Genomic DNA, 24,867 nt, shown 5'->3' with positions numbered 1-24,867 from the left:
CAATGACTTATCATGAAATTGAAGAATTTATTAAAGAAAACGCTGAAGATGATGACTTTACAGGCGGAATAACTGAAGAAAAAATCAAAGAGATACAAAATCGTTTAAATGTAAAACTTCCCGAGAGTTATAAGTGGTTTTTAAATAAATATGGCTCCGGTGGAATTTACGGGGTAAATATACTTGGCCACGGAAAAGTTTCTGCAAGGGTTGTTACAGTTACTGAGGAATATAGAACTCATTATAATTTAAGTGACGGTATTATCGTTATAGAAGATGTAGATGAATTCTCTTATTGCCTTGATACAAACAAAATGGAAAACGACGAATGTCCAATAATTGTTTGGGCAAATGAAGCCGGTTATGGTGACAAGGTTGCAGATAACTTTCTGCAATTTTTCTTGGAAGAGCTTGAAGAAGCAAAAGAAAATTGGGAAGAGGACGAAGATTGGGACGATTAAGTAGAAGTATTGCAAAGTTAAGCTCTCTTTTTGAGAGCTTTTTTTGTATGAAATAATGAAATAAGATACTGTTGATTGAAAAGAAACTGTTTTTCCATCTATTATATTTGGTGGAATTTAAGTTGAATATCTCGCTGGAATTACCGATAAATAACATGTGAAATAATACCAAACGGAAGGAGTTTGTTATACAAAGGTGAAGCAAACATATACAAATATGATGCTATACTTGGGCAAAACAGGATAGTGATAGGATGGGACAAATACATTGAAATTCCAATGAACGAACTTCCTTCAAATGAGATTCAAGTTGAAGGTCTTGGGGAAAACATGAAAATCATTTATAGCAACGTTGTAAAATTCGAGAGAGGATGAATGTTATGGAAGGTCTAAATAACTCTTACAATATCACGAAAGATCCGAAATTTTTAGCGTTTTGCAGTTTAGCGACAGAAGGTGCAGGAATTAGTTCGAATCAGCAATGTTCAATTGGTTTTAATGAATTCAAAGAAGCGCTGGAGAATGGCAAAGTAGTTGATAATAAAAACCTTAAAAGCAGTTCAGAGTTAAATCACCAGTTTGATTACTGGAAGTCCAGAATAACTGGGGGACGAGCTGTAACTGAAACTGATAATCAAGTGTTAGATATCATCAAACAAGCATACAATCTTGGAATGGTGACGAAAGATAATATGCTTTTGAGAAATCAAGCCATTAACGCGTATAAAACATCTATTTAATTTAAAATTAAAGCCCCTTATTCAGGAAGGGGCTTTTGCTTTGCAACTTATTCTTTATGTTTAATCTAAAACCATAAAGTCCTGCACTTTTGTTTCTTCTTCAGGCAAATCAAATTCATTAAGTTTCTTTTTAGTACGGATATCAAAAATCCCCATATAGCCACCAATGCCTTTTTTATTTTCCTCTTGTGAAATCACATAAAGTTTTTGATCTTTAAACTTTGCATTCATATACGGAAATTGTAAATCGAATTTTTCAAAAGAAAAATCTTGATCGTACTCAAGTAAGCAGGCGTATCCGGATTTATTAATATATGTAACGTAAAATTTACCGCTTTTTTTGTCGTAATACACAGCGTCCGCTTGTTCGAGATCATCAGGATATTTTATGGATTTTGATTTCCATGATCCTTTTTCGATTACAGTTAGTTCATGTTCTGAGCTAGCCACAACATATTTTTCAGAGTGATCAAATACATCTCCATAGGAAGCTAATCCAATCGTTTTAATAATCTCTTCTGTTTTTCTATCAATGACGTACAAAGACATTCCTTGAATGACGTAAATATACTTATCATCGCTTTCTCCCATGGTTACGAGGGAGGGCAAAGTCAGGCTGTATTTTTTATTGAACTTTTTATCATTTACTTTCAGTTCATTTCCATTGGTGTCGACATTATAGGCTTTTACAGAAATATCTTCTCCTTGATACCAAAAAGCAAATGGATTGGATAATTTATGTTCTTTAATGGTGTTGTTTTTTAATGTGTAATAATATGGTTCATGTTCAGCTAACAAGACGATATCGTCTGAAGAGGGGGTTTTTTTCTGGATATATGGTATATCCGGTCGTTTATTGAATTTTTCTCCTTGTGATGTGGATATGAGTACGCTTTTTTGATGAGTGGATTTGAATAGATAAAAAAGATTTTATCCTCGGTTGGATTAATTTTAGAAGTACTTACAGAGTGTTCACCTTTATTTATAAAGAATGCATTGATCAACAATATAACTATTGCACCAACTAGAACTCCTGAAATCCCATATAAAACATAAGACTTTTTCATATAACGCTCCTTATCTTTTATATAAAATAAAAAGACACTTGCAGAATAAATCTGCAAGTAAAATGATTAGTAGCTAACAGTTTTTGATGAACGATCAATATCTGCAGGTGTGACAAGTGCGCCTTCATTACTGTCTAGGTCGGTTCCTTTTGTGTTTTTGTATGATTGCCACACAAGTTTAGAGCAATAGTATTTATTTGTGCTTTTTTGGTTGCAGCCACTGAATAAGGCTTACCTGTTTTACTACTAGCATATCTCTGAGCCTTTACCTTATCATAGATATCTGCGCCCTTAACATACTGTTTCTTTTTGCTTTTGAATCGCTTACTCCAATTGTTCTGATAATTCCTTACACCCTTTCCGGCCCATGCTTCCATAATTTTGTTATGGACGGGATAAGAAACAAATACGGATCTAAAGCGATCTTACGAGCTGTTTCTTATAGCAGGTTTGACGGGGGAACACAAATCATAAAATAAAAAGCCACTCATATGAGTGGGCTAAGTTAATTAATTTTTAACCTCCGACTGGCCTTTCAGCTACCTGGATGTTAGATGGTGAATCAGTACTCAATTGCGTTAAAGCTACTCCACTTAAAATTACAGTTAAAATAGATACGCAAAGCATAATTTTTTTCATAAGATTCCCTCCACCTGATTCATTTTCTGTTCAGCCCAAATTTTTTCATTGAAAAAGCTTGTTGCTTCTTCAAAAGCACCTATTGATTCAAACCTTTTTGCAGCTATGTAGGACAATTCATCTACACTTTCAAGGTCATTTTGTTGTTTTAAAAACTCAATGTAACGGATGCAATTATTGAAGTTGTTTTTTAATTCACCACAATATAGGTTGTATAGGATGCTAATTTTGGCTTCGTATACCTTATTCTCCATTAATATGAGTCTTTCCTGTGCTTTATTGTAAAAATTAATGGCTTTCATTTTTTCGTCAATTTTAAATAGCTCCTTAATCATCATGAATAAAGAATTTATATAATAATTTGAATTCATCCAAGATTCATTTCCAATAGCTTTTTCGAGAGATTTAATGCACTTATCAGGTTTGTCCCAATCAGAATACACGATACTAAGGTTGTGATATAACTGAGCTTCCAAATATTCATCCTTTGTTTCTTGTAAAATGTCTATTGCTTCTAAATAATATGTTTCTGACTCTTCAAACCGTTTCATATCGGAATAGTTTGCAGCCGCAATCATTGTTGAAGTTGCCAGTTTGCATTTATAGTCAGGGTGTCGCTTATATATTGCAATTGCATTCTTGATATAGTGTTGTGCCACAATGCTTTGTTTAACAAGAGTGTATAAGTAGGAGACCTTGGAGTAGAATTCAGCTGCTTCAATTTCATCCGGAATTTCTGCAAGCTTTTTCTCAGCTAATCCATATAAGTTAATTGCTCGATCATAATTTTTGTTGTATGCCTCGTACATTGCTTCAAATAAATAAAAGTTATATTCCAATTTATCGTTCGTTCTTTTTATGAAATTTTCATTCTCTTCAGTGAAATAAGTGTGCTTTTGTAATGGCTCTCCGCGTGAAGAATGTAGCAACATTTTGTGTCTTTCTTCTAATAAACTGTAATATGCAAGAACTTCTTGATCTTCTTCCATGTCATCGAACAGGCTTTTTATCTCTGAGTAATATTTTATTGACTCATTTACCTTTTGTTTCTTTATAGCAATGTACCAATCATTCAGTGTAGTAGCGACAACTTCTGAAGCGATCTTGCTCATCCAAACCCCTCTTTCTGAAAATTTCCAAAATCCCTTGAAAATAATCATAACATGTCATTGAAAAAAATGTAAAAGGATGTAGAGTTTTTGTGGTTTCTAATTTGAAAAAACGGAAAAAATACACTCCTCGTTAGAGAAGGGTACGTGATCAGTTTGCTGTTGCTTTCAGAGAAGCAAGCCACTCATCTAATGTTCCGGAGAAACCTTGTTGAACAGCTAATTCATATGCTGATTTTCCATCTTTACCGGCAGCACCAGTAGCTCCAGTAATGCCTTTTTCACCTTTTAATGAAGATAACCATTCAAAAGTGATGAATATTCAAGGCGGGAGTAAGGGAAATTAACAAAAAAATGTGAGGGAATGTAGATGAAACGATTTACCTTGGTTATACCTTTATTGGCTGCTGTTATCGCCTCTCCAACTCAAATGAAAGCAAGTCCAATGCCTTGTACTGCAGTACTCGAACCGGTGAATCAAAAACTGAAAAATGCGAAGGGCGCGGCACTAATCTATAAAGTGCAGTTATACCCGCCAAGTGCTGCAAGAACGAATATGAGTATTCTTGCTGTCCACCTTCCTCAACCATCTTATTATGGAAGCTACGACGGTTATGAAGGATTTGCCGCCAAAACAGGGGAAATCAGTTGGCGATTTAAACTATATCCGACTCCCGAGGAAGAGAGCCCTAATTGGGCTGGAAGGATTGATTCCATATCAGCTGAAATGACAAATGTTAAAGTGCAAGTACGCCTTTCAAATTCTAAGACACAAAAGTTGGGGCCGAGTGTATTAACAAACAATATTCAATCTTGCTATTAGAAATGTAGAGCTCTTATCAAAGAGAGCGATGCGACTGGATCTTTTGAAAAAATTCTGGTGAAAAATGAAAAAGATTCCATAAAGGTGGAGTGCAAAAGGCAACGGTATGAATGATGAGGAATTAAGAATCGTTCTGAAATCAATTCATCATTGACAGAACAGAGCCGGTAAAAGTCGATATTGCGTTTGATTTTGTACAAGAAAGACGGCATAAAAAGAAATGGTTAGCTAAAAAAAGGCAAAGAGTCAACGCTCTTTACCATCAGGTGTTTTCCTTAAGCGGTCTGCAATATGCTTAATTAAACTCAGCGCAGCAGTCACTAATCCAATAACTAAAACAATTTCAAGTAAGAGGATAAATCCAAAATTTAAACCGCGACTTTCAAAGTAATCACCAGTAAAAGAGAGCAATTGATAAATACCAAGCATTAGCACAATAAAGGAAGCGCCTATAATCGCCAGAGACTTTTTAGAGAACTCCTTAGTATGGTTAAAATTATAAACCAATAAGAACAAAAATAGACAAGCCATGGCGATCTTATGAGTCAATGAATCACTTGCTGAAAACCCTTGCACAAGTAAGGAGATAATTAATCCGGTCATTCCGATTATTTTGTTCAATATATCACCTGCTTTGTATAAGTATGACTTAGATGTCAGCTTACCAATTAAAGGTGATATTCTCAACATAATGCAGTTTAAAGTTAACTTAAAATGTGATTATTTTAAGAAAGAGGTTGAAATATGCTCGGTTGTCAAAAAGGGGAGCAAGTAAGGTCTTTGAGAATGGAGAAATGGGAATTATATTGTGGACGACAATTCGAGGTTCTGTAGGTGTTGAATGGGACTCTGGTGAATATGGTGAATACAATGATAAAGTCGATGAGCTATTAATGTTAGCAGATTAATATGTTTTCCGAAAGTTAAACGAAAGCAGTTCATTAAAGGAAGGGTTAGACAATGATTAAAATACCGCTATTCCAAGATGAATATTGCAATGGTGAATGGTTGAAATTGATAGGCTATTAAATGGTTTCATAAAAGCAGAGTTAATTAATATTGAAGTGATTGATATCAAATACATTTCACTAAATACTGTGTGAACTCATAATACAGCTCTGCGTATATATAGAGAAAGGACTTAAGATCACTAGGACGTGAAGATGAAATCATGATTTTAAACGGAGTAAGAAGAAGAAATGAAAACCTATGTAGCAACCAAGGAAACTGAGTACTTTACCAATGAATCAATTAAAGAGGTGCTTTATGCTGGTGACAATAAAGAAGCTGTCTTTAGCAAAATTGATGGCACTTCAGGCAACAGGATAATTTTAGATGTTTGTTTTGATGGCTTGAGGATTAAATCTTTTATCAGAATTCATAATGATGATTGGCGAGTAGCTTTTGATAAATTGGGCAGCACAAAGAAAGAAGTTGAAGACTACAATGCCAAACTAATTGAGGCAAAATTTCTTTTAAATGTTGGAGAGAGCTGAACAAGTCTAGATAAAAGAAGAAGGATTTTATCTAGACTTGTTTTTTGTGTGGGAGCAGCCTTGAATATTCGATTGTATTACCAATATATCATAATTTTTACAAATAATCCATTTCTGTCTTACGATAGTTTTTAACGAATACAAAAAAGCCCCACGAATGGAGCTGCTAAATTACGTTTTATTGAACATAGCCAGAAAAGTCGCTCGGAGCAGAGAAAGATAGATAGTAAAGCGCATTGGCATCTAGATTTTTTATTGTTCCTGTAGCTGTACCATTAGCATTTACAGTTAGTGTTTCAGTAGCAAAAATCCAGTCGGAATCATTCCAAACTTTCACAGTTAGTTTAGTTCCAATATTGTTTGTAATTGAATAGCTTATCGTAGATTTGCCTTGAAAATAACTGTTTGAATATAATGTATTGCCAGTTGCTTGTCCAGCGAATGTCAATTTGTTTTTCGTAAGATTTACAACGCTATTTGAATTAGGAGGGTTAAGACCAAAAGCTTTAAATTCACCTTCGACAGAGCTAGTAAGCTTAGTTGAAAACCTAGAATTGTCGGTCTCAGCAGATGCGGCAGTGGCAATGCTCAGAGAAAGAATGGCCACCATGGTGCAAATAATAAAACTAAACAACTTTTTCAAATTAAACACTCCTTTATTTGTAAATTCAAGTAAATAATAACACTTAATTTTAGGAGGTCAATAGGTTTATTCAAACTGGAATGAATCTGTCACAAAATATGAAGAGCATTTTGGTGAATTACAGCTAAACGATTTGGATAACTTATTGTATTACGTACTTGACTTTAAAAGGCTAAGCATTAAGGAGTTATGTAATGGAGAGATTATACTCTCCAAGATTCAAAGGAATGTATGCGGAGTTCCATGTAGTCCTTAAATCTATAATCACTTTCAGCCAGCTATAAGAATGTTTATTAATCTCATATGGGGAGTTAGCTTTTTTAATACGATTCCTTCAAGATGCTTTTCTTTGGCAGATTAAAGTAAGCTAAACCGTTTCCCTGCAGACCTTCAATAACAAATACATTGTAATGTTCAAGGTTAATGTCTAAAAGCATGTTTTTTCGTTCAGTGAGCGGCTTATTAGCAATTGAATGCCCATTAATATAAATTACATCGACTACACAGTAAACGACCTTATGGGCAGATTTTTTAGACATAAAGCGTCCCATTACAGTCTCAAAGTCAGGAACACCACCTTGGGCTGCAAAAACAACAGTACCATTGAGCATATCAAGATTCGAGAGTTCTGGGAACTTGTTTGTTACTTTATTGTTGTGACGAAGTATAAAGCTGGAAGGTTCAGTGTGAGCTTTAGGGGCTGAATTTCTTAGAGAAAGCACTGTATGAAGAGGGATTTTAATTAAATAAAGCAGACATTAAGCCTGCTTTATCTTTTTGAACATTAATATGCATTATGTTCTCACCAAATGCCCGTCCTTAAGATTTTAAATTCTGGGCACGATCAGACTTTTTAGGGAAAATACATTCTAACAAAAGAAAAAATAAAGTTAATCCTAATGATAATTTAAAATTGTCGCTGTTCCCAATTGAACATAAGATACCCACTATATAAATGAATAAAAACCTAAACAATGAGGCAAATATAAACTTGAAGAAGTTATCCCCAATGAGATGCCTTCCAACAGCCACAAAAATATTATCAAAAGTAAAAGAATAAACAACCATACACACACTTGTTATAACAATCTGTTTAAATTCTATTTCTAATTCAAAGAAGCTTACAAGCACATTTGCTGATCCTGTTGCAAATAAGATTATCACCATTATGACTGCAGTAGGAATGAGTGATAAAACCAAAGCTCCTATTACTGTAGATAATAAAAATTTTTCATTTGTGTTTTTTTCTGCAGCTTCTTTCTTTTCTCCTCTGTACATAAAAATAAAAAAGACGATGAGAGATAAAAGATAAATTGATAACGTCATAACAAGCAGATTCATGGTGATCTCTCCTTACCTAATTAAAACAAAAGAGTGAAGGTTGTAAGCCTCACTCTCTTGTTTTTAATGTATAGTTATACCAAAAAGAACACAACAACCTTCGCAATTAACTGTGCATCAGCTAATGGAATTCCGGCTTTCACTAAGGCCACAGTAACAGCTGTTTCTCCGAAATTTGTAAGTTCATCTATAACGTCCGCCGCTTTGTGTCCCCACTTAGAACAAGCATCACCAGCTTTTTGAGCCCATTTATATGGGATCTTTTTAATAAGGTTTCCTAAAGCGGGGCCACCAACCCTAAGTGCTTTTACTAATATTTGTTTAGCGAAAGGAATGCCCTGTGTATGTACTTCAGAATTTGAAGCTAAAGGAGCCTGTACGCTATTTTGAACTACAGGTGCTTTTTTACTTTCTGCTGCACTTGCATAGCCAGGAGAAACAACTGATATAGCCAGCACAGTCAACGTGAACACCATGATAAATGAAATAAGTTTTTTCTTCATTTCTTCACCATCCTTAAATAACCATTAGTTTAATATATTTACAACTATATTGGATATTTGTAATAAAATCAATATATTACCTAAAAATTTTCAGTTATAAAAGAAGGAACAAGAATTTTAAAAACATACTTTTGTTATTATACGAGACACAACTTTTTTAAAAAAGAACCGAAAGTCTCATTGGGGATGCCCATTTTATGCCGTGGAGAAGATTCAATAAAACTGTAGTTTTAACAAAAACAAATATTTTCAGGGTAACGTCTGAGTGTAATATCATTAAAACACTCAGAGGGGGAATTAGGTTTGAGAAACACCATTGACAAGATTGGAATTTTACTGAAGTGGTTTGCTTTATGATTTTGGGGCAGGAGTTTATGCGAAAGAGCTAACTCAGACTAGGAATGATACTGAAAGCAACGTCTACCATCAATCAATATACTTAAAACCGCCTCAATTATTAAGACCCCTAGTTTTTCGACAACTGCAGATGATTGGGAGGATGCCGGAACTACATACAGGATACCAAATTTGACAAGTACTCAACTGCCGCTCTCGTTCAAACATAGGATTTGCTTTTAAAGTTGCCTACAGGGGGATGGTCATCTTATTTAGCTAGATTAGCTAATATGATCATTCTAGGTGAATATAAAATTGTTTACTTTAAGGATAAGAAGGAATTTAAGATGGCAGTGGCAATTTTAATGACAAAACACCATGTAACGATTTATGAAGATAAGGATAGAAAGAAAAAATCGGGAGTGACAGCTTTATCATCACAGACAAAAGCGGCTCAAAAGCTGCTGCAATGTGATAAAAAATAATCCTGCCTTAGGTGGGAGGATTATTACATGCTGTTTATTATGCTGTAAACAAACGCAACAATAAATAATGGATAAGAGATAATAGCAATTAGTTTTGAAGATTTGCTCTTTTTTTCAAATGTGTATATTAGTGCAAATCCTAAAAAGAATATTGTGATAAACCAAGAAGAATAGGACGGGTACAATGCAATATGTAAGACAATAAGAGTGGATAACCCAAAAGAAGAGTTTAGTTCTGATCGTTTTTCAAATAAACCGCCTCCTTACACATATTCTCCCCATATAAAAACACTTAAACATTATATTAAGTCAGCATATGATTAAATGATAAACATTTTAAGTAAAGAACAAGATAAAGTAATCCGGCATTTCAAGGACAAGCTGAACATGTCTGAAAAACTGTACAAATCCTTAGTACATTTAAACTGCTTATAGATAAGCAAAATGATTAAGCGGAAAGGCTAGATAGACTTATAAGTCAGACCTTACCTAAACATTAGATCGCTTAAAGAAGGTGATGTGGTTGATCAGCCAATTGAATATTTCATGATGCAATTGTGCGGTTCTATAATGGTGAAGACCTCGCCGTGTTCCATTTGTCTAGGGGGAATTTGTTTAAATTCATAAACATGAGGCGTTTTAGTCTGTCATTTCCTAAAACAGTGTTTTATCCTTGTTACAAATATGCAAGAAGGGCGGTTTGAACTTGTATAGAGTGTTTATAATGCTGTTAGTTTTGTTATGTATAACATTAGGGTGTCAAAACCAATATAGCAAACATTTTATGGAGGCTGAGCAAACCATGGTCGGCTATGTCATTTTAAAAGGAGAGAATCAAGCAATTCTCATACCTAATGAAAAAGCTGATGTTAAAGACTATGAAAATCTTAGTGAAAAAGAGATTATTGAAAAGTATAGATCGGATATAGTTTTACTGGGACTTAGTGAACTTAACAATAAAGATGACTTGAGCAAAGGACAAAAAATTCGTATTTGGTATAAAAAATTAAATGAATCTTCACCTCCAAAAACAAACATCTCAAAGTTTGAAAGTATTTAGTACATATTCTTTCATTCCTAGGAATGCCGCTGCAAAACTGAAGCGGCATATTGAACAGAAATTAATGTCTTCAAACCTCACCTCATTCGCGGTGGCTTAATCCTGCGCCAAGATTTATTTGACGATTGTTGACTCAGGTGCAGAGAAGGCACATGTCAAGAATTCATTTTTGAATTACTGGGCACCTTGAATAAAACCAGCATTCCCGTATTCATATGCGAAGAGATCGGTACTGAACGCTGGATAAAGAAAAAAGTTAACCATACATTTGAACAAGCTTGCGAAGCTTTGATAAAGAAAGAACAGTCAAGAGACGAACCATTACATACATATAATACTCCTGTGAAAGCGGGGGTGTAGTTTTGGAACCTTACCAACGTTATGAGGAATTAAAGAAGAAAACAATAAAGGTTGTCCATAAAGATAATTACAGTATCCGCTATATAGATCAGGATGAAGCGAGTAATGACTTAGATGAATTTTATAAACAATTTGCTCAGCATTTATTGGAGGCTGCTTTGGAAAGGAGTGCAGAGTAAGCTTCTTTTTTTGATTTGTTTGTAGTAAGTATCTTAATAAACGGCTTTATCGGTACTGATATTAATCACATGCGTCACCTCTTGCAGCAAAGCGGCTTCTGCGACATTTTGTCCGCCGATAAGGTTGGTTTGAATGGCTTCAAAGGGATTATCCTCACATGTCGGAACCTGCTTCAGCGCAGCTGTGTGAAAGACAATATCAACACCTTTCATCACTTGGTTGACTCTTCTGTAGTCACGAACATCGCCGAGCACAAACGACAGTCTTTGTTCATCCGCGTATTTTTGTTTCATCACATATTGTTTGCTGTCATCTTTGCTGAACACAATGACTTCTTTAGGGGTTAAGAGCAAAAGGCGTTTTACTATTTGGCTTCCGATTGATCCTGTCCCGCCTGTGACGAGAACAGTTTTATCGTGAAAAAACGGTTGTAGCTCTACTGCTTGCTGTTTAGGCATGGCTTATCCTCCAACTCTCGTTTCTCTACCATGCATCATATGTTGAACAATTTCAGCGAGTTAATGAAAGAAACCAATAAATCAAAAATTAGAGAAAAACATTAATCTGATGCGCTTTCACTTCGCTTTACCCGATTAATAGAATAGAAATACAAATAAAACATTGTACTAAATATTCATTTTAAATATTTGCTCATGTCAATTTTTTCTCTCCATAAATTCTCATATTCGTACAATCTTCACAAAAACTTAACACTGAACTTCCTGTATGTATTTTACAATTAAAGTGAACGTTCATTAAAAGGAGGAAGGAAAATGAATCATTCAAAAACACTTTTGTTAACCGCGGCAGCCGGATTGATGCTCACATGCGGTGCGGTTTCTTCCCAGGCCAAGCATAAGCTGTCTGATCCTTATCACTTTACCGTGAATGCGGCGGCGGAAACGGAGCCGGTTGATACAGCCGGTGATGCAGCTGATGATCCTGCGATTTGGCTGGACCCCAAGAATCCTCAGAACAGCAAATTGATCACAACCAATAAAAAATCAGGCTTAGTCGTGTACAGCCTAGAGGGAAAGACGCTTCATTCCTATCATACCGGGAAGCTGAACAATGTTGATATCCGCTATGATTTTCCGTTGAACGGAAAAAAAGTCGATATTGCGGCGGCATCCAATCGGTCTGAAGGAAAGAATACCATTGAGATTTACGCCATTGACGGGAAAAACGGCACATTACAAAGCATTACAGATCCAGACCGCCCGATTGCATCAGCAATTGATGAAGTATACGGTTTCAGCTTGTACCACAGTCAAAAAACAGGAAGATATTACGCGATGGTGACAGGGAAAGAAGGCGAATTTGAACAATACGAATTAAATGCGGATAAAAATGGATACATATCCGGCAAAAAGGTAAGGGCGTTTAAAATGAATTCTCAGACAGAAGGGATGGCAGCAGACGATGAATACGGCAGTCTTTATATCGCAGAAGAAGATGAGGCCATCTGGAAGTTCAGCGCTGAGCCGGACGGCGGCAGTAACGGAACGGTTATCGATCGTGCCGACGGCAGGCACTTAACCCCTGATATTGAAGGACTGACGATTTACTACGCTGCTGACGGGAAAGGTTATCTGCTTGCCTCAAGCCAGGGTAACAGCAGCTATGCGATTTATGAAAGACAGGGACAGAACAAATATGTTGCGGACTTTCAGATAACAGACGGGCCTGAAACAGACGGCACAAGCGATACAGACGGAATTGACGTTCTGGGTTTCGGGCTGGGGCCTGAATATCCGTTCGGCCTTTTTGTCGCACAGGATGGAGAAAATATAGATCACGGCCAAAAAGTGAATCAAAATTTTAAAATGGTGCCTTGGGAAAGAATCGCTGATAAAATCGGCTTTCACCCGCAGGTCAATAAACAGGTTGACCCGAGAAAACTGACTGACAGAAGCGGAAAATAAACATGAAAAAAGCAGCTTATCCAAGCTGCTTTTTTTGATGTGAAGAGCGTTTCATGAGAAAGTCCTGGAACGGATAGCCGCAAGCACAGCCGGCAGCCGGTCATACGTGTACGCCGGTACTGTCTCTTGGTAATTAAGCGCCGCGATTTGTTTACGTTCACCCGGGTTTGCCATATAAAAATGGATCTTATCCGCAAAATCCGCAAGCCCGCTGTAAGAAACAAAGGATGAAAACGGGGGCGCGGGAGAAAGGTCTGTCAGCTGAAAGGCCTGACAAGCCGCAATGTCTAAGCTTCTCGTATTTAAACTGATATTTTCGATGCCGCGTCCGTTCTGATTGAGCGCAAACCGATAAGAACGGTGAGGGTTTAAGACCACGTCTGCGCTGTTGTAATATAATGCGGCATGTTCGGGTGCAATCCATTCATCCATTACGAGCACATTTTGCTGCCTGGCGATTTTTTTAGGCAGATGTCTGCGCCATCCCTTCCCGATAATACGAAGCGTATACGGAAGCTTCGCCGCTGCTTTCACCAGTTCAACGCGGTTCGGGTAAGGGTATCCGATCAGAAGCAGATTTGTGTGAAGAGAGGCTTCAGCAGGTTGTTTCTTAAAAAGCCGCTGATTAACGGGGATCGGGACATAATATACGTGCTGTAAGCCCATTTGCCGGTAAGCATCAAGCGCGTTTTGTTCTATCGTCAAAACGGCATCGGCGAAAGGGGCGATTGTCATGCTCACATCGAAATAAAAAGGATCCTCCGTCATCCATAGATAAACGGGAATCTGTTCTGTCTTCAGCCATTGAAGCCATTCAGACGGAATACGGTCTCCCGTCATCATCAGACTGATGTCTGGTTTGAATGCCCGTATACTGCGGATGGTATCTTCCTCAAACTCAGAAACAGAAAAAAAGCGGACGGAAGACTGTAAAAAGCCTTCCTCGATCCAGCGGTCAAAATACGTGTATATGCCTTTATATCCTGAACGGATATATAAAACGTTCATATGCTGTTACGAAGTGAACGTGACACTTTCAACTTTGTCGACGTCAAGCAATGTTGTAGCAGAGCCTGCCGGTGTAACGGAATTTTCCTGCGTAACAAAAACGATTCCGTGAATTTCGTCAAAGGCAACAAATTGAACCGGGCCGATCATGTCTCCTGAATCCATCACAATGCTGATGACAGTGCCGGGCTGAATTCTTGCAAAAATCCATCTCGCCGCTAATGAAATACCGCTTCCCAATACAGATTGTGCGCTGAGACTGTCTTTCGCCGCTGCTTCATCTACTTTTGCATCAATTGCCGATTCCAATAAATCTTTTACTTTGTTTTCCACATTATCTCCTCCATCTGTGCCGCCAGATAAAGCGCTGTTGTCAAATACAGGGGCTAAAAGAGTTTTCAATAACTCCTTTTTAAGCTCCAAACGATCCTCGCTCATGCGAACATACACCTCCTTTAACAATTTCAACCTCACGTTTATTCATATTCCTGATTGAAGAGATTGGTATAAGTCGAATGCCGTTTTGCTTGTGTTTTTTTCAATATTTAATCAAACAGCTGAATTTTCGAATCAGGCTTTGTTTGCCTATGCGGATTGTAAGAGTATGACATACGTTGTATAGATTAAAAAATGAAGGAGAGGAATACTTTGGATTCAGAAGAAACTGTAAAACACGGGGGTTTTGAGGAGGAATTTCAGCTCGTACTGCTTCTTCTTCTTTTGTTATCCCGTCAGCCGTCCGGAGATCATTCAGATTTGCGGCGTCAGCTTGTAATGGCAAAAGAGCTTGGGGTTCCTGTATCACGCGTCAATCTGATTAACGGCAGCACACTGCAAAACGTAATTGTCAAAGAAGTGCTGTCAGATTTGGCCGTTTTTCAAAATCCGCTCAATAATACGAGATCAAACGTCGCGATTTCAAGCATCGTCAGCTGGGGTGCTTTTTAATAACGGATATCAGGCTCTGTCTCTTTCGGAGCCGTTTTTTACGTTTTACAGAAGGGGTGACGGGATGGAAAAGAAGATCTCAATTATCTTAACGAGTTACAACAAACCGGATCTTGTGAAACAGGCGATTGAAAGTGTTTTGCATCAGACCTACAGCAACTGGGAGCTGTTTGTGATGGATGATCATTCAAATGAAGAAACCTCGGCTGCCATCAGTACGTATATAAAAGATCCTCGCATATATTATGACAACAGTTTTATCAATCCTGCCGAACGGCTGAAGTCGACCCGGTATGCCGTTTTGATTAATGATGCGCTTTCACGGGCTAAAGGCGAATACATCACTTATTTGACAGACGACACCGTATTTCATCCGGATAGGCTCAGCCGCATGGCGGAAGCGCTTAATCAATGCAGCGGGTTTGATGCCGTCTATTCCAGCCAGAAGGTGATACATGTAAACGGGCGCGGAACAGAACAATTCCACTTCTATCGTTTTGCTGAAGAGGTGCTTGATCAGGCCGCTTTTCTCGTTGATCACTGTTCAGTGATGCACCGGAGATCATTGCTTGAGCGTGTGAAAGAGAAGTTCGGCAGCTTTTGGGACGAAGATGTTGTGCATTGGAATCACGGAGACTCTGTTTTTTGGAGCAGGCTCAACACATTTACATCATTTCTGCCGATAAAAGAAGTGTTGGATACGACCTATAAAACACCCCACTCATTTCAGAACACGTATCAATCGCTTCCGTCTGTCCTGATCGACGGGTCCTTTGTAAAGGGGACGGATCAGAAAGTATATCAGCTTGACCGAAATAAAAGGAAGCCTGTAAACGAGCGCTGGCATACGTTATATGAAGGCAGAACCGTCGTCATTCCGGATCCGTTTTTATTTCAATATGAGGAAGAGAACTCCGTCAGTATTCCGAATTTTCAGCTCGTCAGGGATCAGTTTCATGTTTATTTTATAGAAGACGGGGAGAAAAGGCTGGTTGATCATAGCGCATTTCGCTTTTACCGATTTAAACGGCATGACATCCCGGCTTTAGAACGGGACGAAATACAAGCGCTTCCGGACGGTCCGCCGATCAGCCGGGGGGCATCGGGCTGTATTCAACATCTGCCCGGGAGAATGCTGTTTCGCATTGAACGGGAATTTTATGTTTATTTGAGAGGGGTTCTCCATCCGATCAGTCATGACGTAGCGAAACGCTTTTTTGCGAATCAGAAGGCGATACCCATTTCCTTTCAGCAAATTAAACAATTACCAATTGGAATGCCGTTCTATCCGGTGTACGATGAAATTATGAGAAATCTCAATATAACAAAAGGTTGAGAGATGCAGTTGGATGTGTAAGGAAAAGGAGAGCTTTTATGACCGATCAATTTGATAAAACCGAGAAGCAGTATATAGAGCTTACTTCCGGCATTCAGAGGTTCGAGCATTTCAGTGTATATACGGACCCTTTTTTGCCGCAGATTTTTTCGCATAACTTTGTTCAGCTGCACCGTACATTTCCGTTAGACAAACTCCTGCCGTTTTTTTCGTCCGTTCCGGGCATGCTTCAAGCCAATTATATTCATGTGAAAGCGGCTCCGGAGCACACGTTTCCGCTTCTTCTGAAACAAACTCTGGTAAAACAGGGCTGCGTAGTGGAAGATGAGCTGTTTTTTGCAAGGAAACTGGAAAATGGGGACCTGCAGGCCGGACACCCGCTCACTGCTTGGGGGACGGAAAAAAGCCTCGCCGACGGGTCGTCTATTATGAACATCTATGATGCCCTTTACATTGGCGAGGCGGCGGCCGAACAAAAGCTTGAGCGGAAATATCCTTTGTATAAGGACGGAACGGTTATGCTTGTCGTGTGCTACAGCGACGCCTCGCAAACGATTCCGATCGGCTGCGGAGAGCTTTTCATCAACAAAGCAGATAAAACCGCAAAAATAGAAGAAGTCGCAATTCTGGATCAATTCCAACGAAAAGGCTACGGATCGATATTGATGAATGAGCTGATGGCGGCGGCAAAGCTGAACGGCATGGAAACCGTATACCTTGTGACGTCCGGGATGGACGGTGTAAACCGCTTTTATGAAAAACTCGGCTTCAAAAGATTTCGGCGCGTGCATACAATTTTTCATTATTTTCTTACATAGTTGGGCATTCGCATAAACCAATTGGGAGTTGGCCCGCATACAATGCCGTATATCGTAAGAAGAAAGGATGATTTGCGTATGTACGGATACGGATATGGCTACGGCTGCGGCAGTTTTGGCTATGGTTACGGGCACGGCGGCTGCGGAGGCGGAACCAGCACTTTTGTGCTGATCGTGGTATTGTTTATTTTATTAATCATCGTCGGTGCGGCTTTTATTTGTTAGACTGAAAAAAATCCTATAATGAAAATCAGCCTGCAGAGAACATCACTTTCTGCAGGCTTTTTGTTATTTCCATGCTGAAAAATCAGCTTGAAAAACATTTTAATACATATTACCTTTCTGGAGAAGGGGGCGAAAATGTGAACATAACGATTGAAGAATTACCTGAATCAAGAATTGCTTATTTCCGAAACGTCGGAGAGTATGGCGGAAAGCAAAACAAAGAACTGATGGAGTCATTTAAAAACTGGGCGCAATTGAATGGTCTGCTTGATCATTCTGTCATTTTAGGAATTCCGCAAGATCATCCGAATCGTACTCCTAAAGAGAAATGCCGCTATGATGTTTGTCTTGTTATCAATCAAGACCATGTGCCTGAACCAGCCCGGATCGGTACATTTTCCGGAGGGAAGTACGCTGTTTTCTTGCTTGATCATACAAAAGAGGCAGTCAGTGGATTTTGGAACACTGTTTTTTCTGAGATCGAAAAAAATAATTTATCAATCAGAGAACAGCCCATTATCGAAAGGTATACTTTACAAAAGGTGAATCATCATTTGTGTGAAATATTGATTCCCATACAGTAAAGAAGACGGGAATTTTCCGCCTTCTGCTTATACTGATTCAGATCAAAAATGATGTGATGATGAGCTGAGCAAAGAATAAAATCAACAATAGGAATAGAATTTCCAGAACGCTCTTCAGGCTGTCGGACATCTCCGGCAGCCTGTTTTACAGAAAGGTATTTTCTGCAAAAAACTTTCTGAAGGATAAGAATGCGGTTATTCATCTGTTCATACAATGAAGCAAATGGGTTTTCGAGGTGGAAAGATATGGGGAGCTATTTAATCAAACCGGAGCTTGACGGGAATTATCCGTCAGTCAGTCATGGAAAGGGATCATATGTGTATGATCAGGAGGGGAACAAGTATCTTGACGGAGCATCGGGGGCGGTCACTTGCAATATCGGCCACGGCACGGAGGATATTATACAAGCTTTAAAAGAGCAGCTTGACTCCGTTTCGTTTGTGTATCGCTCGCAATTCACCAGTACTCCGGCAGAAGAACTGGCTTTATTCCTGGCCGATCATCTGCCGGGCGGGCTGAATTGGTCATTTTTTGTAAACAGCGGCTCAGAGGCAGTCGAAACAGCGATGAAAATAGCCGTTCAATATTGGCAGGAAAAAGGGCAATACCAAAAATCCGTCTTTCTATCAAGATGGGGCAGTTACCACGGTATTACTTTGGGAGCGCTTTCATTATCGGGATTCTACGAACGGAGATACCGCTTCACCCAACTGCTTGAACGGTTTCCGTCCGTTTCAGCGCCTAATATGTATCGTTCTGAGCTGCAGGGAGAGGAATTTGTGAAGGCTGCGGCGGCTGAACTGGAAACGGCTGTTCAGCGGGTCGGTTCCTCATTTATCGCGGGATTTGTCGCAGAGCCGATTGTCGGAGCAGCCGGGGCGGCCATCACTCCGCCGGCAGGTTATTATGAAGCGCTTGAGGATGTCTGCCGCCGGCACGGTATTTTGTTTATCGCGGATGAAGTCATGACGGGGCTCGGGAGAACAGGGCGGATGCTTGCTTCTGAGCATTGGAGGATCGCACCTGATATCGTGGTGCTCGGAAAAGGGTTAGGCGCTGGTTACGCTCCGATAGCGGCAGCTGTTGCGTCTGATGACATCGTTGAAACGATCAAGCGGGGCTCCGGGGTCATTATGAGCGGACATACGTACAGTGCCAACCCATACTGTGCAAGAGCGGCGCTTGAAGTGCTTCGCTATGTTAAGAAACACGAGCTGCTTCGGCAGTCAGAGGAAAAAGGCGTAATGCTGAAGCGGAAATTAGAAGAAATCAAAGAGCGCAGCGGGGTGATTGGGGATGTCCGCGGTAAAGGCCTCCTGATCGGGGTTGAATTCGTTAAGAATAAAACGACGAAGGACGTTTTTTCGAAAAAACAGGCCTTCACCGAAAAAATCATTAAAGCGGCAAAAAAACGGGGCCTGCTTATTTACCCTGCAAAGCCCGGTATTGACAGCGGAGAAGGAGACGCCGTCATCATCGCCCCGCCGTTCACGATTTCATATGCTGAGCTGGATGAGCTGTCAGATCTATTTTCCCAGGCCGCAGAAGAAGTTGAAAAAATGATGAAGAAGGATTGAGCTGATATGTCTATTTTTCATAAAAAAATCGATATTCATGAAGCAATTGCCGATGTCAAGGACGAATCTGTCATTATGTTCGGCGGTTTTGGGGGAGTGGGTTCACCTCCGTCATTAATCGAAGCGATTTTGGAAAGCGGCGTTAAAGAGCTGACCGTCATCTGCAATGATGCCGGATTTCCGGAAATCGGCATCGGCCCGCTTATCGTTCATAAACGGGTAAAAAGGCTGATCGCTTCCCATATCGGCTCAAATCCTGTCGCGGGCAGGCAAATGACTGACGGAACGCTTGAGGTGGAATTTTCGCCGCAAGGGACGCTTGCTGAACGGATTCGCGCAGGCGGAGCGGGGCTAGGCGGTATTTTAACTGATATCGGCATTGATAACGCAACCGTTTGTGAAAACAAAGAAACCGTAACGATTGATGGAAAGTCCTATTTAGTTGAAAAAGCGCTGACGGCTGATTTTGCTTTTGTGTCGGCACATATTGCTGATGAATTTGGGAATCTGACGTTTGACAAAACGGCGCGCAACATGAACCCTCTGATGGCTGCGGCGGCCGAAAGAACATTTGCTGAGGCGGCAGAGATTGTGCCTGCCGGCGAACTTGACAGCGAGCATATTGTAACGCCGGGTGTTTTCGTGGAGGGTGTCGTGCAAAGTGAAGGAGTGAAGTGGAGATGGGCTTGGGAATAGCGGAAAGAGAGAGTATCGCGAGGCGGGCCGCCAGTGAAGTTACCTCAGGAATGATCGTCAACTTGGGGATCGGCATTCCTTCTTTAGTGCCGAATTTTCTGCCGGACGGCATGGAGGTTATGCTGCAGGCGGAAAACGGCGTCCTCGGGATCGGCGGAAGTCCGGAGCGCGGAGAGGAGGATGAGCTTTTATGCAATGCGGCCGGATTTCCTGTCAGTACAGTTAAGGGTGCTTCCTATTTTGATTCAGCTCTGTCTTTTGCCATGATCAGAAAAGGGCTGATAGATATTACCATTTTAGGCGCGCTCCAAGTCAGCAGGACAGGTGATCTCGCCAATTGGCTCGTGCCGGGGAAAAAAGTGCCCGGAATGGGCGGGGCGATGGAGCTTGCCCAAGGCGCGAAAAAAGTGGTTGTCGTCATGAGCCACACCGATCAGAAAGGCCGGCCGAAGCTGGTCGAAAGCTGTTCATTGCCGCTTACAGCAGCGGGCTGTGCAGATCTCATCATTACAGAGAAAGCCGTCATCAGCATAGATGATGGGGCTTTTGTTCTTGAGGAACTGCTGAATGGCACGACCATAGACGATGTCATTCAAACAACGGATGCCGAAATCAGATTGGGAGAATGTTTTCTTAAAAGGGGGTCTGTCCATGGATCAATTAGAAAAGAAAGTCACTGAGTGGGCGGAAGAAAACACAGCAAAAGCGGTAAGCTTGCTGAAACGGCTGATCGGGGAAAAAAGCACGTTCGGCCATGAATTTAACGCACAGGCAGTCGTTTTAGAAAAACTGAGACAGTTTGACATGGATATTGATGTATGGGAGCCGAGTGTCAAACATTTAAAAGAGCATCCTTATTTTGTATCAGAACGCGAAGATTTCCATGAAAGCCCGAATATCACAGCCGTAAAGAAAGGGGCCGGGGGCGGAAGATCACTGATACTGAACGGACATATTGATGTTGTCCCGGAAGGAAATCCCGCCGCATGGACGTATGAACCGTTTACCGCTGTTGAAAAGGACGGCAAAGTTTACGGCCGCGGTTCAACGGATATGAAAGGCGGCAATACAGCCCTCTTGTTTGCGTTAGAAGCGCTTGAAGCCTGCGGGATTACGTTAAAAGGAGATGTCCTGTTTCAAAGTGTCGTAGATGAAGAGTGCGGCGGCGCGGGAACGCTGTCGGCTGTTATGAGGGGCTACAAGGCTGACGGGGCGCTTATTCCCGAACCGACTAATTTAAAGCTGTTTGTTAAGCAGCAAGGGTCTATGTGGTTCCGCATTACGGTAAGAGGATTGTCCGCACACGGCGGCACCCGCTATGAAGGGGTGAGCGCCATTGAAAAAAGCCTGCATGTCATCACAGCCCTTAAAGAGCTTGAACACGTCCGCAACGCCCGTATCACAGACCCGCTTTATCGGGACGTTCCGATTCCGGTTCCCATTAATATCGGCACCGTCCAAGGGGGAACGTGGCCATCATCGGTAGCTGACCGTGTGGTGATAGAAGGCAGGTGCGGAATAGCGCCGGATGAAACGCCCGAAGCAGTAAAAGAAGAACTGGCAAGCTGGCTGAAAGATTTGGAGTACCGGGATGAATGGTTTAAACACCACCCCGCGGAAATAGAATGGTTTGGGGCTCAGTGGCTTCCGAATGATCTCCCGGATGAGCATCCGCTGATTTCCGCTCTGGAATCTTCTTTTGAGAAAATGAAAGGGGCAAAACCGGTTCGTGAAGCGTCCCCGTGGGGAACGGACGGAGGGCTTTTGCAGCACGCGGGACAGACGCCGGTCATCGTCTTCGGTCCTGGAGAAGTCAAGGCGGCGCATCAGGCGAATGAATACATTGAAATCCGGGCGTTAATCGATGCCGTCAAAATCATTTCTCTTTTTATCATGGAATGGTGCGGGGTGGCAGATGGGGGTGACGGAGCTGATAAAGGAACTGAGGGCTGAAAAGGGAGCGGCCGAGATTGATGCAGACCGTTTCAATGAGCGGCTCAGAGTCATTCGTTATGACGGGCAGATTACGGCGCTTATTCCGGCCGTTTTGGCAGAAGCAAAGCAAGAAGGAGCCCAAAAGGTAATTTTCTTTGCCAAGCGCGGCGATGAGCCGGAATTTGTCAAGCATCTTTTTATTGTTGAGGGTGTCATAGACGGGTATTACAACGGGCATGAGGCTGTTGTGATGGTGCGCTATTTAGCAGAGGAACGGAGACGGTCAGATTCATATGTATCAGAAGATTCGACTGTTGACCGTTTATGTGAGACTCCGCGGCGGGGACTGACTCAGGCAGAAAGCGCGCTGATGTTCAGAAAAGCGGACGAAGATGATGCAGACCGCTTATCGCACTTATATAAACATGTTTTTCTTACCTATCCGACTCCTGTCTTTAATCCCCTTTATATTAAAAAAACAATGAGAGAAAACACCATCTATTATGCCGCATTCGATCAGGATCGTCTCATTGGGGCGGCAAGCGCAGATATCAATCCGGTATTGGGGCACGCTGAAATGACCGATTGCGCGGTTCTGTCAGATTACAGGGGGAACTCCGTAACGGCACACTTGTTTAAAGCGTTGGAGCAGGAACTCGCGGGCCGGGGAATCATCCATCTTTTTTCCTTGGCCCGTGCAGCGTCTTACGGGATGAATGCCGTTTTGTACCATGCGGGATACGGCTACAGAGGCAGGCTTGTGAACAACTGCCGCATTTCAGAAGGGCTCGAAAATATGAATATATGGTGTAAGACTTTACGTTTGGCCATTCATAAGGAGGAATTCGTTTGACAAACAAATGGTTTCAGCCAAAGCGTCATTGGAAGGAGATTGAATTGTGGAAAGATGTGCCGGAAGACAAGTGGAATGATTGGCTGTGGCAGCTCACCCATACTGTAAGAACCGTCGATGACCTGAAAAAAGTCATTCATTTGACCGAAGAGGAAGAAGAAGGCGTCAGGATGTCTGTAAAAACCATTCCCCTGAACATTACGCCTTATTATGCTTCTTTAATGGATCCCGATAACCCGAGATGTCCGATCCGCATGCAGTCCGTGCCGCTGTCAGAAGAAATGCACAAAACGAAATATGACCTTGAAGATCCGCTGTTTGAAGATGAAGATTCACCGGTTCCCGGTCTTACGCACCGCTATCCCGACCGCGTTCTTTTTCTGGTGACAAATCAATGCTCGATGTATTGCCGATACTGCACCAGAAGGCGTTTTTCCGGACAGATCGGAATGGGGGTGCCGAAAAAACAGCTTGATGCGGCAATCGCTTACATCCGGGAAACGCCGGAAATCCGTGACTGCCTGATTTCCGGCGGAGACGGGCTTTTAATCAACGATCAGATTCTGGAATATATTCTAAAAAACCTTCGTGACATTCCCCACCTTGAAATTATCCGGATCGGAACGAGAGCGCCCGTCGTATTTCCGCAGCGGATAACGGATAACCTTTGTCAGATTTTGAAAAAATATCATCCGGTCTGGCTGAACACTCATTTTAATACGAGCATCGAACTGACGGAAGAATCGGTTGCGGCGTGTGAAAAGCTCGTTAACGCAGGTGTTCCGGTCGGTAACCAGGCCGTTATTTTAGCAGGCATTAACGATTCGGTGCCGATTATGAAAAAACTCATGCATGATTTAGTGAAAATCCGCGTGCGTCCGTATTATATTTATCAATGTGATTTGTCAGAGGGAATCGGCCATTTCAGAGCGCCTGTGTCAAAAGGGCTGGAAATCATTGAAGGACTGAGGGGCCACACAACGGGCTTTGCCGTGCCGACCTTTGTCGTCGACGCCCCGGGCGGAGGCGGTAAAATCGCCCTGCAGCCGAACTACTTGCTCTCCCAAAGTCCGGAGAAAGTTGTGATCAGAAACTTCGAAGGGGTGATTACATCTTATCCCGAGCCGGAAAACTATATCCCGAATCAAGCCGACGACTATTTTGAATCTGTTTTTCCGGGAACGATGGCCAAACAAGAGCCGGTCGGACTGAGCGCCATTTTCGCGGACAAAGAGGTTTCGTTCACACCGGAAAATGTATCGAGGATCGACAGGAGGAAAACGTTTACATCAAACCCTGATCATGAAACGCTGAAAGACCGCAGGGAAAAGAGAGATGAATTGAAAGAAAAGAAATTTATTGCACAGCAAAAGAAAGAGCAAAAAGCAGGATCGGAAGTCGGAGGTGAATCGCCGTGAAGCCATGCGAGTGGTGCGGCAATCAGAAGGCGTCAGCTTGTCAGGCGGCTGTGTACTGGGAGCTTCCTGACGGTACGAGGGCCATAGAAATTACAGAAACACCTGCATTCGCCTGTTCCTCCTGCGGCATGACTTATCAGGAGGAAGCGGTCATAGCAGAAATCGAAAATCAGCTTTTTTTAGTCAATGCAAAAAAATTACCGGAAACACTCACATATCAAGAGCTGATGGAGACAGAACGGATCTTGAAACGGAATTATTTTGACTTCTCCTAGTCTTCTTTTGTTGTAATTTCACACT

31 protein-coding genes and 4 pseudogenes are annotated in these 24,867 nt (G+C 41.1%); 23 read left to right on the top strand and 12 right to left on the bottom strand.

From position 1 onward, the window contains the following. Nucleotides 1–2: 2 nt before the first annotated feature. From RUW00_RS04150 to RUW00_RS04140, 3 genes are all read left to right on the top strand, one after another. Nucleotides 3–461, top strand: coding sequence for an SMI1/KNR4 family protein (locus tag RUW00_RS04150; protein ID WP_021493947.1), 459 nt, complete (start codon nucleotides 3–5; stop codon nucleotides 459–461). 183 nt (nucleotides 462–644) lie between these two features. Beyond that, nucleotides 645–836, top strand: a complete 192-nt coding sequence (locus RUW00_RS04145) for a hypothetical protein (RefSeq protein ID WP_280145183.1) — start codon at nucleotides 645–647, stop codon at nucleotides 834–836. Between the two features lie 5 nt (nucleotides 837–841). After that, the gene (locus tag RUW00_RS04140) at nucleotides 842–1,201 is read left to right on the top strand and encodes a hypothetical protein (RefSeq protein WP_021493945.1); all 360 of its coding nucleotides are present in this window, start codon (nucleotides 842–844) and stop codon (nucleotides 1,199–1,201) included. 60 nt (nucleotides 1,202–1,261) lie between these two features. On the opposite strand, the pseudogene RUW00_RS04135 reads toward RUW00_RS04140, so the two are convergent. Next, nucleotides 1,262–2,268 (bottom strand): annotated as a pseudogene (locus RUW00_RS04135) (YncE family protein). A gap of 380 nt (nucleotides 2,269–2,648) precedes the next feature. Between RUW00_RS04135 and RUW00_RS22950 the strand changes: the two are divergent. Further along, nucleotides 2,649–2,742, top strand: a pseudogene (locus RUW00_RS22950) (DNA polymerase); the annotation flags it as partial. A gap of 42 nt (nucleotides 2,743–2,784) precedes the next feature. Here the strand turns inward: RUW00_RS22950 and RUW00_RS04130 are convergent. Both RUW00_RS04130 and RUW00_RS04125 read right to left on the bottom strand, forming a co-directional pair. Next, nucleotides 2,785–2,907, bottom strand: a complete 123-nt coding sequence (locus RUW00_RS04130) for a PhrK family phosphatase-inhibitory pheromone (protein WP_109567019.1) — start codon at nucleotides 2,905–2,907, stop codon at nucleotides 2,785–2,787. Then, nucleotides 2,904–4,019, bottom strand: coding sequence for a Rap family tetratricopeptide repeat protein (locus RUW00_RS04125; RefSeq protein ID WP_182071768.1), 1,116 nt, complete (start codon nucleotides 4,017–4,019; stop codon nucleotides 2,904–2,906). The genes RUW00_RS04130 and RUW00_RS04125 overlap by 4 nt, the downstream gene beginning before the upstream one ends. Before the next feature lie 367 nt (nucleotides 4,020–4,386). On the opposite strand from RUW00_RS04125, the gene RUW00_RS04120 reads away from it, so the two are divergent. After that, nucleotides 4,387–4,839, top strand: coding sequence for a YoqH family protein (locus RUW00_RS04120; protein ID WP_021493940.1), 453 nt, complete (start codon nucleotides 4,387–4,389; stop codon nucleotides 4,837–4,839). Between the two features lie 246 nt (nucleotides 4,840–5,085). On the opposite strand, the gene RUW00_RS04115 is transcribed toward RUW00_RS04120, so the two are convergent. Beyond that, nucleotides 5,086–5,460 carry a YoqO family protein gene (locus RUW00_RS04115; protein WP_021493939.1) on the bottom strand — a complete coding sequence of 125 codons (375 nt, stop codon included), beginning with the start codon at nucleotides 5,458–5,460 and terminating at the stop codon, nucleotides 5,086–5,088. 578 nt (nucleotides 5,461–6,038) lie between these two features. Between RUW00_RS04115 and RUW00_RS04110 the strand changes: the two genes are divergently transcribed. Continuing rightward, nucleotides 6,039–6,335 carry a hypothetical protein gene (locus RUW00_RS04110; protein WP_095272784.1) on the top strand — a complete coding sequence of 99 codons (297 nt, stop codon included), beginning with the start codon at nucleotides 6,039–6,041 and terminating at the stop codon, nucleotides 6,333–6,335. 178 nt (nucleotides 6,336–6,513) lie between these two features. On the opposite strand, the gene RUW00_RS04105 is transcribed toward RUW00_RS04110, so the two are convergent. The 4 genes and pseudogenes from RUW00_RS04105 to RUW00_RS04090 all read right to left on the bottom strand — a co-directional run bounded on the left by RUW00_RS04105 (nucleotide 6,514) and on the right by RUW00_RS04090 (nucleotide 8,822). Then, entirely contained in the window at nucleotides 6,514–6,978 is a 465-nt protein-coding gene (locus RUW00_RS04105) for a hypothetical protein (protein WP_095272782.1), read from the bottom strand. A 262-nt stretch (nucleotides 6,979–7,240) separates the two neighbouring features. After that, nucleotides 7,241–7,640 (bottom strand): annotated as a pseudogene (locus RUW00_RS04100) (ATP-dependent DNA ligase); the annotation flags it as partial. Nucleotides 7,641–7,797: 157 nt separating this feature from the next. Continuing rightward, nucleotides 7,798–8,319, bottom strand: coding sequence for a hypothetical protein (locus RUW00_RS04095; RefSeq protein WP_021493934.1), 522 nt, complete (start codon nucleotides 8,317–8,319; stop codon nucleotides 7,798–7,800). A gap of 74 nt (nucleotides 8,320–8,393) precedes the next feature. Next, the gene (locus RUW00_RS04090) at nucleotides 8,394–8,822 is read right to left on the bottom strand and encodes a hypothetical protein (protein ID WP_021493933.1); all 429 of its coding nucleotides are present in this window, start codon (nucleotides 8,820–8,822) and stop codon (nucleotides 8,394–8,396) included. A gap of 581 nt (nucleotides 8,823–9,403) precedes the next feature. Here RUW00_RS04090 and RUW00_RS04085 point away from each other — a divergent pair. After that, nucleotides 9,404–9,643 carry a hypothetical protein gene (locus RUW00_RS04085; protein ID WP_315956501.1) on the top strand — a complete coding sequence of 80 codons (240 nt, stop codon included), beginning with the start codon at nucleotides 9,404–9,406 and terminating at the stop codon, nucleotides 9,641–9,643. Between the two features lie 23 nt (nucleotides 9,644–9,666). Here RUW00_RS04085 and RUW00_RS04080 read toward each other — a convergent pair whose 3' ends face one another. After that, complete coding sequence (locus RUW00_RS04080; RefSeq protein WP_095272779.1) at nucleotides 9,667–9,846, bottom strand: hypothetical protein; 180 nt, start codon at nucleotides 9,844–9,846, stop codon at nucleotides 9,667–9,669. Nucleotides 9,847–10,367: 521 nt separating this feature from the next. Between RUW00_RS04080 and RUW00_RS04075 the strand changes: the two genes are divergently transcribed. From RUW00_RS04075 to sprB, 3 genes and pseudogenes are all read left to right on the top strand, one after another. Further along, entirely contained in the window at nucleotides 10,368–10,703 is a 336-nt protein-coding gene (locus RUW00_RS04075) for a DUF3221 domain-containing protein (protein ID WP_280145182.1), read from the top strand. Between the two features lie 186 nt (nucleotides 10,704–10,889). Next, nucleotides 10,890–11,063, top strand: a pseudogene (locus tag RUW00_RS04070) (hypothetical protein); the annotation flags it as partial. A 2-nt stretch (nucleotides 11,064–11,065) separates the two neighbouring features. Further along, nucleotides 11,066–11,242, top strand: coding sequence for a recombination directionality factor SprB (gene sprB, locus RUW00_RS04065; RefSeq protein WP_007612049.1), 177 nt, complete (start codon nucleotides 11,066–11,068; stop codon nucleotides 11,240–11,242). Nucleotides 11,243–11,275: 33 nt separating this feature from the next. Here the strand turns inward: sprB and RUW00_RS04060 are convergent, their stop codons facing one another. Further along, on the bottom strand, nucleotides 11,276–11,701 hold the full coding sequence (locus RUW00_RS04060) for an SDR family NAD(P)-dependent oxidoreductase (RefSeq protein ID WP_003153663.1): 426 nt from the start codon (nucleotides 11,699–11,701) through the stop codon (nucleotides 11,276–11,278). A 315-nt stretch (nucleotides 11,702–12,016) separates the two neighbouring features. On the opposite strand from RUW00_RS04060, the gene phyC reads away from it, so the two are divergent. After that, nucleotides 12,017–13,168: a 3-phytase gene (phyC, locus tag RUW00_RS04055; RefSeq protein WP_094295957.1), complete on the top strand. Its 1,152-nt coding sequence runs from the start codon at nucleotides 12,017–12,019 to the stop codon at nucleotides 13,166–13,168. Nucleotides 13,169–13,219: 51 nt separating this feature from the next. Here phyC and RUW00_RS04050 read toward each other — a convergent pair whose 3' ends face one another. After that, nucleotides 13,220–14,176 carry a CgeB family protein gene (locus tag RUW00_RS04050; RefSeq protein WP_094295956.1) on the bottom strand — a complete coding sequence of 319 codons (957 nt, stop codon included), beginning with the start codon at nucleotides 14,174–14,176 and terminating at the stop codon, nucleotides 13,220–13,222. Between the two features lie 6 nt (nucleotides 14,177–14,182). Beyond that, complete coding sequence (locus RUW00_RS04045) at nucleotides 14,183–14,614, bottom strand: hypothetical protein (protein WP_014418148.1); 432 nt, start codon at nucleotides 14,612–14,614, stop codon at nucleotides 14,183–14,185. 210 nt (nucleotides 14,615–14,824) lie between these two features. Between RUW00_RS04045 and cgeC the strand changes: the two genes are divergently transcribed. The 12 genes from cgeC to RUW00_RS03985 all read left to right on the top strand — a co-directional run bounded on the left by cgeC (nucleotide 14,825) and on the right by RUW00_RS03985 (nucleotide 24,842). After that, nucleotides 14,825–15,124: a spore maturation protein CgeC gene (gene cgeC / locus RUW00_RS04040; protein WP_007407929.1), complete on the top strand. Its 300-nt coding sequence runs from the start codon at nucleotides 14,825–14,827 to the stop codon at nucleotides 15,122–15,124. 64 nt (nucleotides 15,125–15,188) lie between these two features. Beyond that, nucleotides 15,189–16,460 (top strand): glycosyltransferase family 2 protein, encoded by a 1,272-nt coding sequence (locus tag RUW00_RS04035; RefSeq protein ID WP_280145181.1) that lies wholly within the window; start codon nucleotides 15,189–15,191, stop codon nucleotides 16,458–16,460. 38 nt (nucleotides 16,461–16,498) lie between these two features. Further along, nucleotides 16,499–17,278, top strand: a complete 780-nt coding sequence (locus RUW00_RS04030; RefSeq protein WP_031379008.1) for a GNAT family N-acetyltransferase — start codon at nucleotides 16,499–16,501, stop codon at nucleotides 17,276–17,278. A 78-nt stretch (nucleotides 17,279–17,356) separates the two neighbouring features. Next, nucleotides 17,357–17,503, top strand: a complete 147-nt coding sequence (locus tag RUW00_RS04025; protein WP_014418145.1) for a YjcZ family sporulation protein — start codon at nucleotides 17,357–17,359, stop codon at nucleotides 17,501–17,503. Nucleotides 17,504–17,640: 137 nt separating this feature from the next. Then, nucleotides 17,641–18,087, top strand: a complete 447-nt coding sequence (locus RUW00_RS04020; protein WP_043867216.1) for an AraC family transcriptional regulator — start codon at nucleotides 17,641–17,643, stop codon at nucleotides 18,085–18,087. A 246-nt stretch (nucleotides 18,088–18,333) separates the two neighbouring features. Further along, a complete protein-coding gene (locus RUW00_RS04015; RefSeq protein WP_280145180.1) occupies nucleotides 18,334–19,665 on the top strand; it encodes an aspartate aminotransferase family protein in 1,332 nt (443 codons plus the stop codon). A gap of 6 nt (nucleotides 19,666–19,671) precedes the next feature. Beyond that, entirely contained in the window at nucleotides 19,672–20,361 is a 690-nt protein-coding gene (locus RUW00_RS04010; RefSeq protein ID WP_095272771.1) for a CoA transferase subunit A, read from the top strand. After that, nucleotides 20,346–21,041 carry a 3-oxoacid CoA-transferase subunit B gene (locus RUW00_RS04005; RefSeq protein ID WP_065180610.1) on the top strand — a complete coding sequence of 232 codons (696 nt, stop codon included), beginning with the start codon at nucleotides 20,346–20,348 and terminating at the stop codon, nucleotides 21,039–21,041. Before RUW00_RS04010 ends, RUW00_RS04005 begins: the two co-directional genes overlap by 16 nt. Further along, complete coding sequence (locus RUW00_RS04000; RefSeq protein WP_007407937.1) at nucleotides 21,013–22,314, top strand: peptidase; 1,302 nt, start codon at nucleotides 21,013–21,015, stop codon at nucleotides 22,312–22,314. Before RUW00_RS04005 ends, RUW00_RS04000 begins: the two co-directional genes overlap by 29 nt. Next, a complete protein-coding gene (ablB, locus tag RUW00_RS03995) occupies nucleotides 22,277–23,149 on the top strand; it encodes a putative beta-lysine N-acetyltransferase (protein WP_095272769.1) in 873 nt (290 codons plus the stop codon). The genes RUW00_RS04000 and ablB overlap by 38 nt, the downstream gene beginning before the upstream one ends. Beyond that, nucleotides 23,146–24,567: a lysine 2,3-aminomutase gene (kamA, locus tag RUW00_RS03990; protein ID WP_022553216.1), complete on the top strand. Its 1,422-nt coding sequence runs from the start codon at nucleotides 23,146–23,148 to the stop codon at nucleotides 24,565–24,567. Before ablB ends, kamA begins: the two co-directional genes overlap by 4 nt. Next, complete coding sequence (locus RUW00_RS03985) at nucleotides 24,564–24,842, top strand: YokU family protein (protein WP_012117773.1); 279 nt, start codon at nucleotides 24,564–24,566, stop codon at nucleotides 24,840–24,842. The genes kamA and RUW00_RS03985 overlap by 4 nt, the downstream gene beginning before the upstream one ends. The last annotated feature ends 25 nt before the right edge of the window (nucleotides 24,843–24,867 follow it).

Origin of the sequence: Bacillus sp. IS1 (assembly GCF_032461585.1) — a bacterium.
In the GTDB taxonomy this organism is placed as follows: domain Bacteria; phylum Bacillota; class Bacilli; order Bacillales; family Bacillaceae; genus Bacillus; species Bacillus velezensis.
The sequence above is the reverse complement of the archived record's forward strand: the minus strand, read 5'-3'. Positions and strand labels throughout refer to the sequence as shown.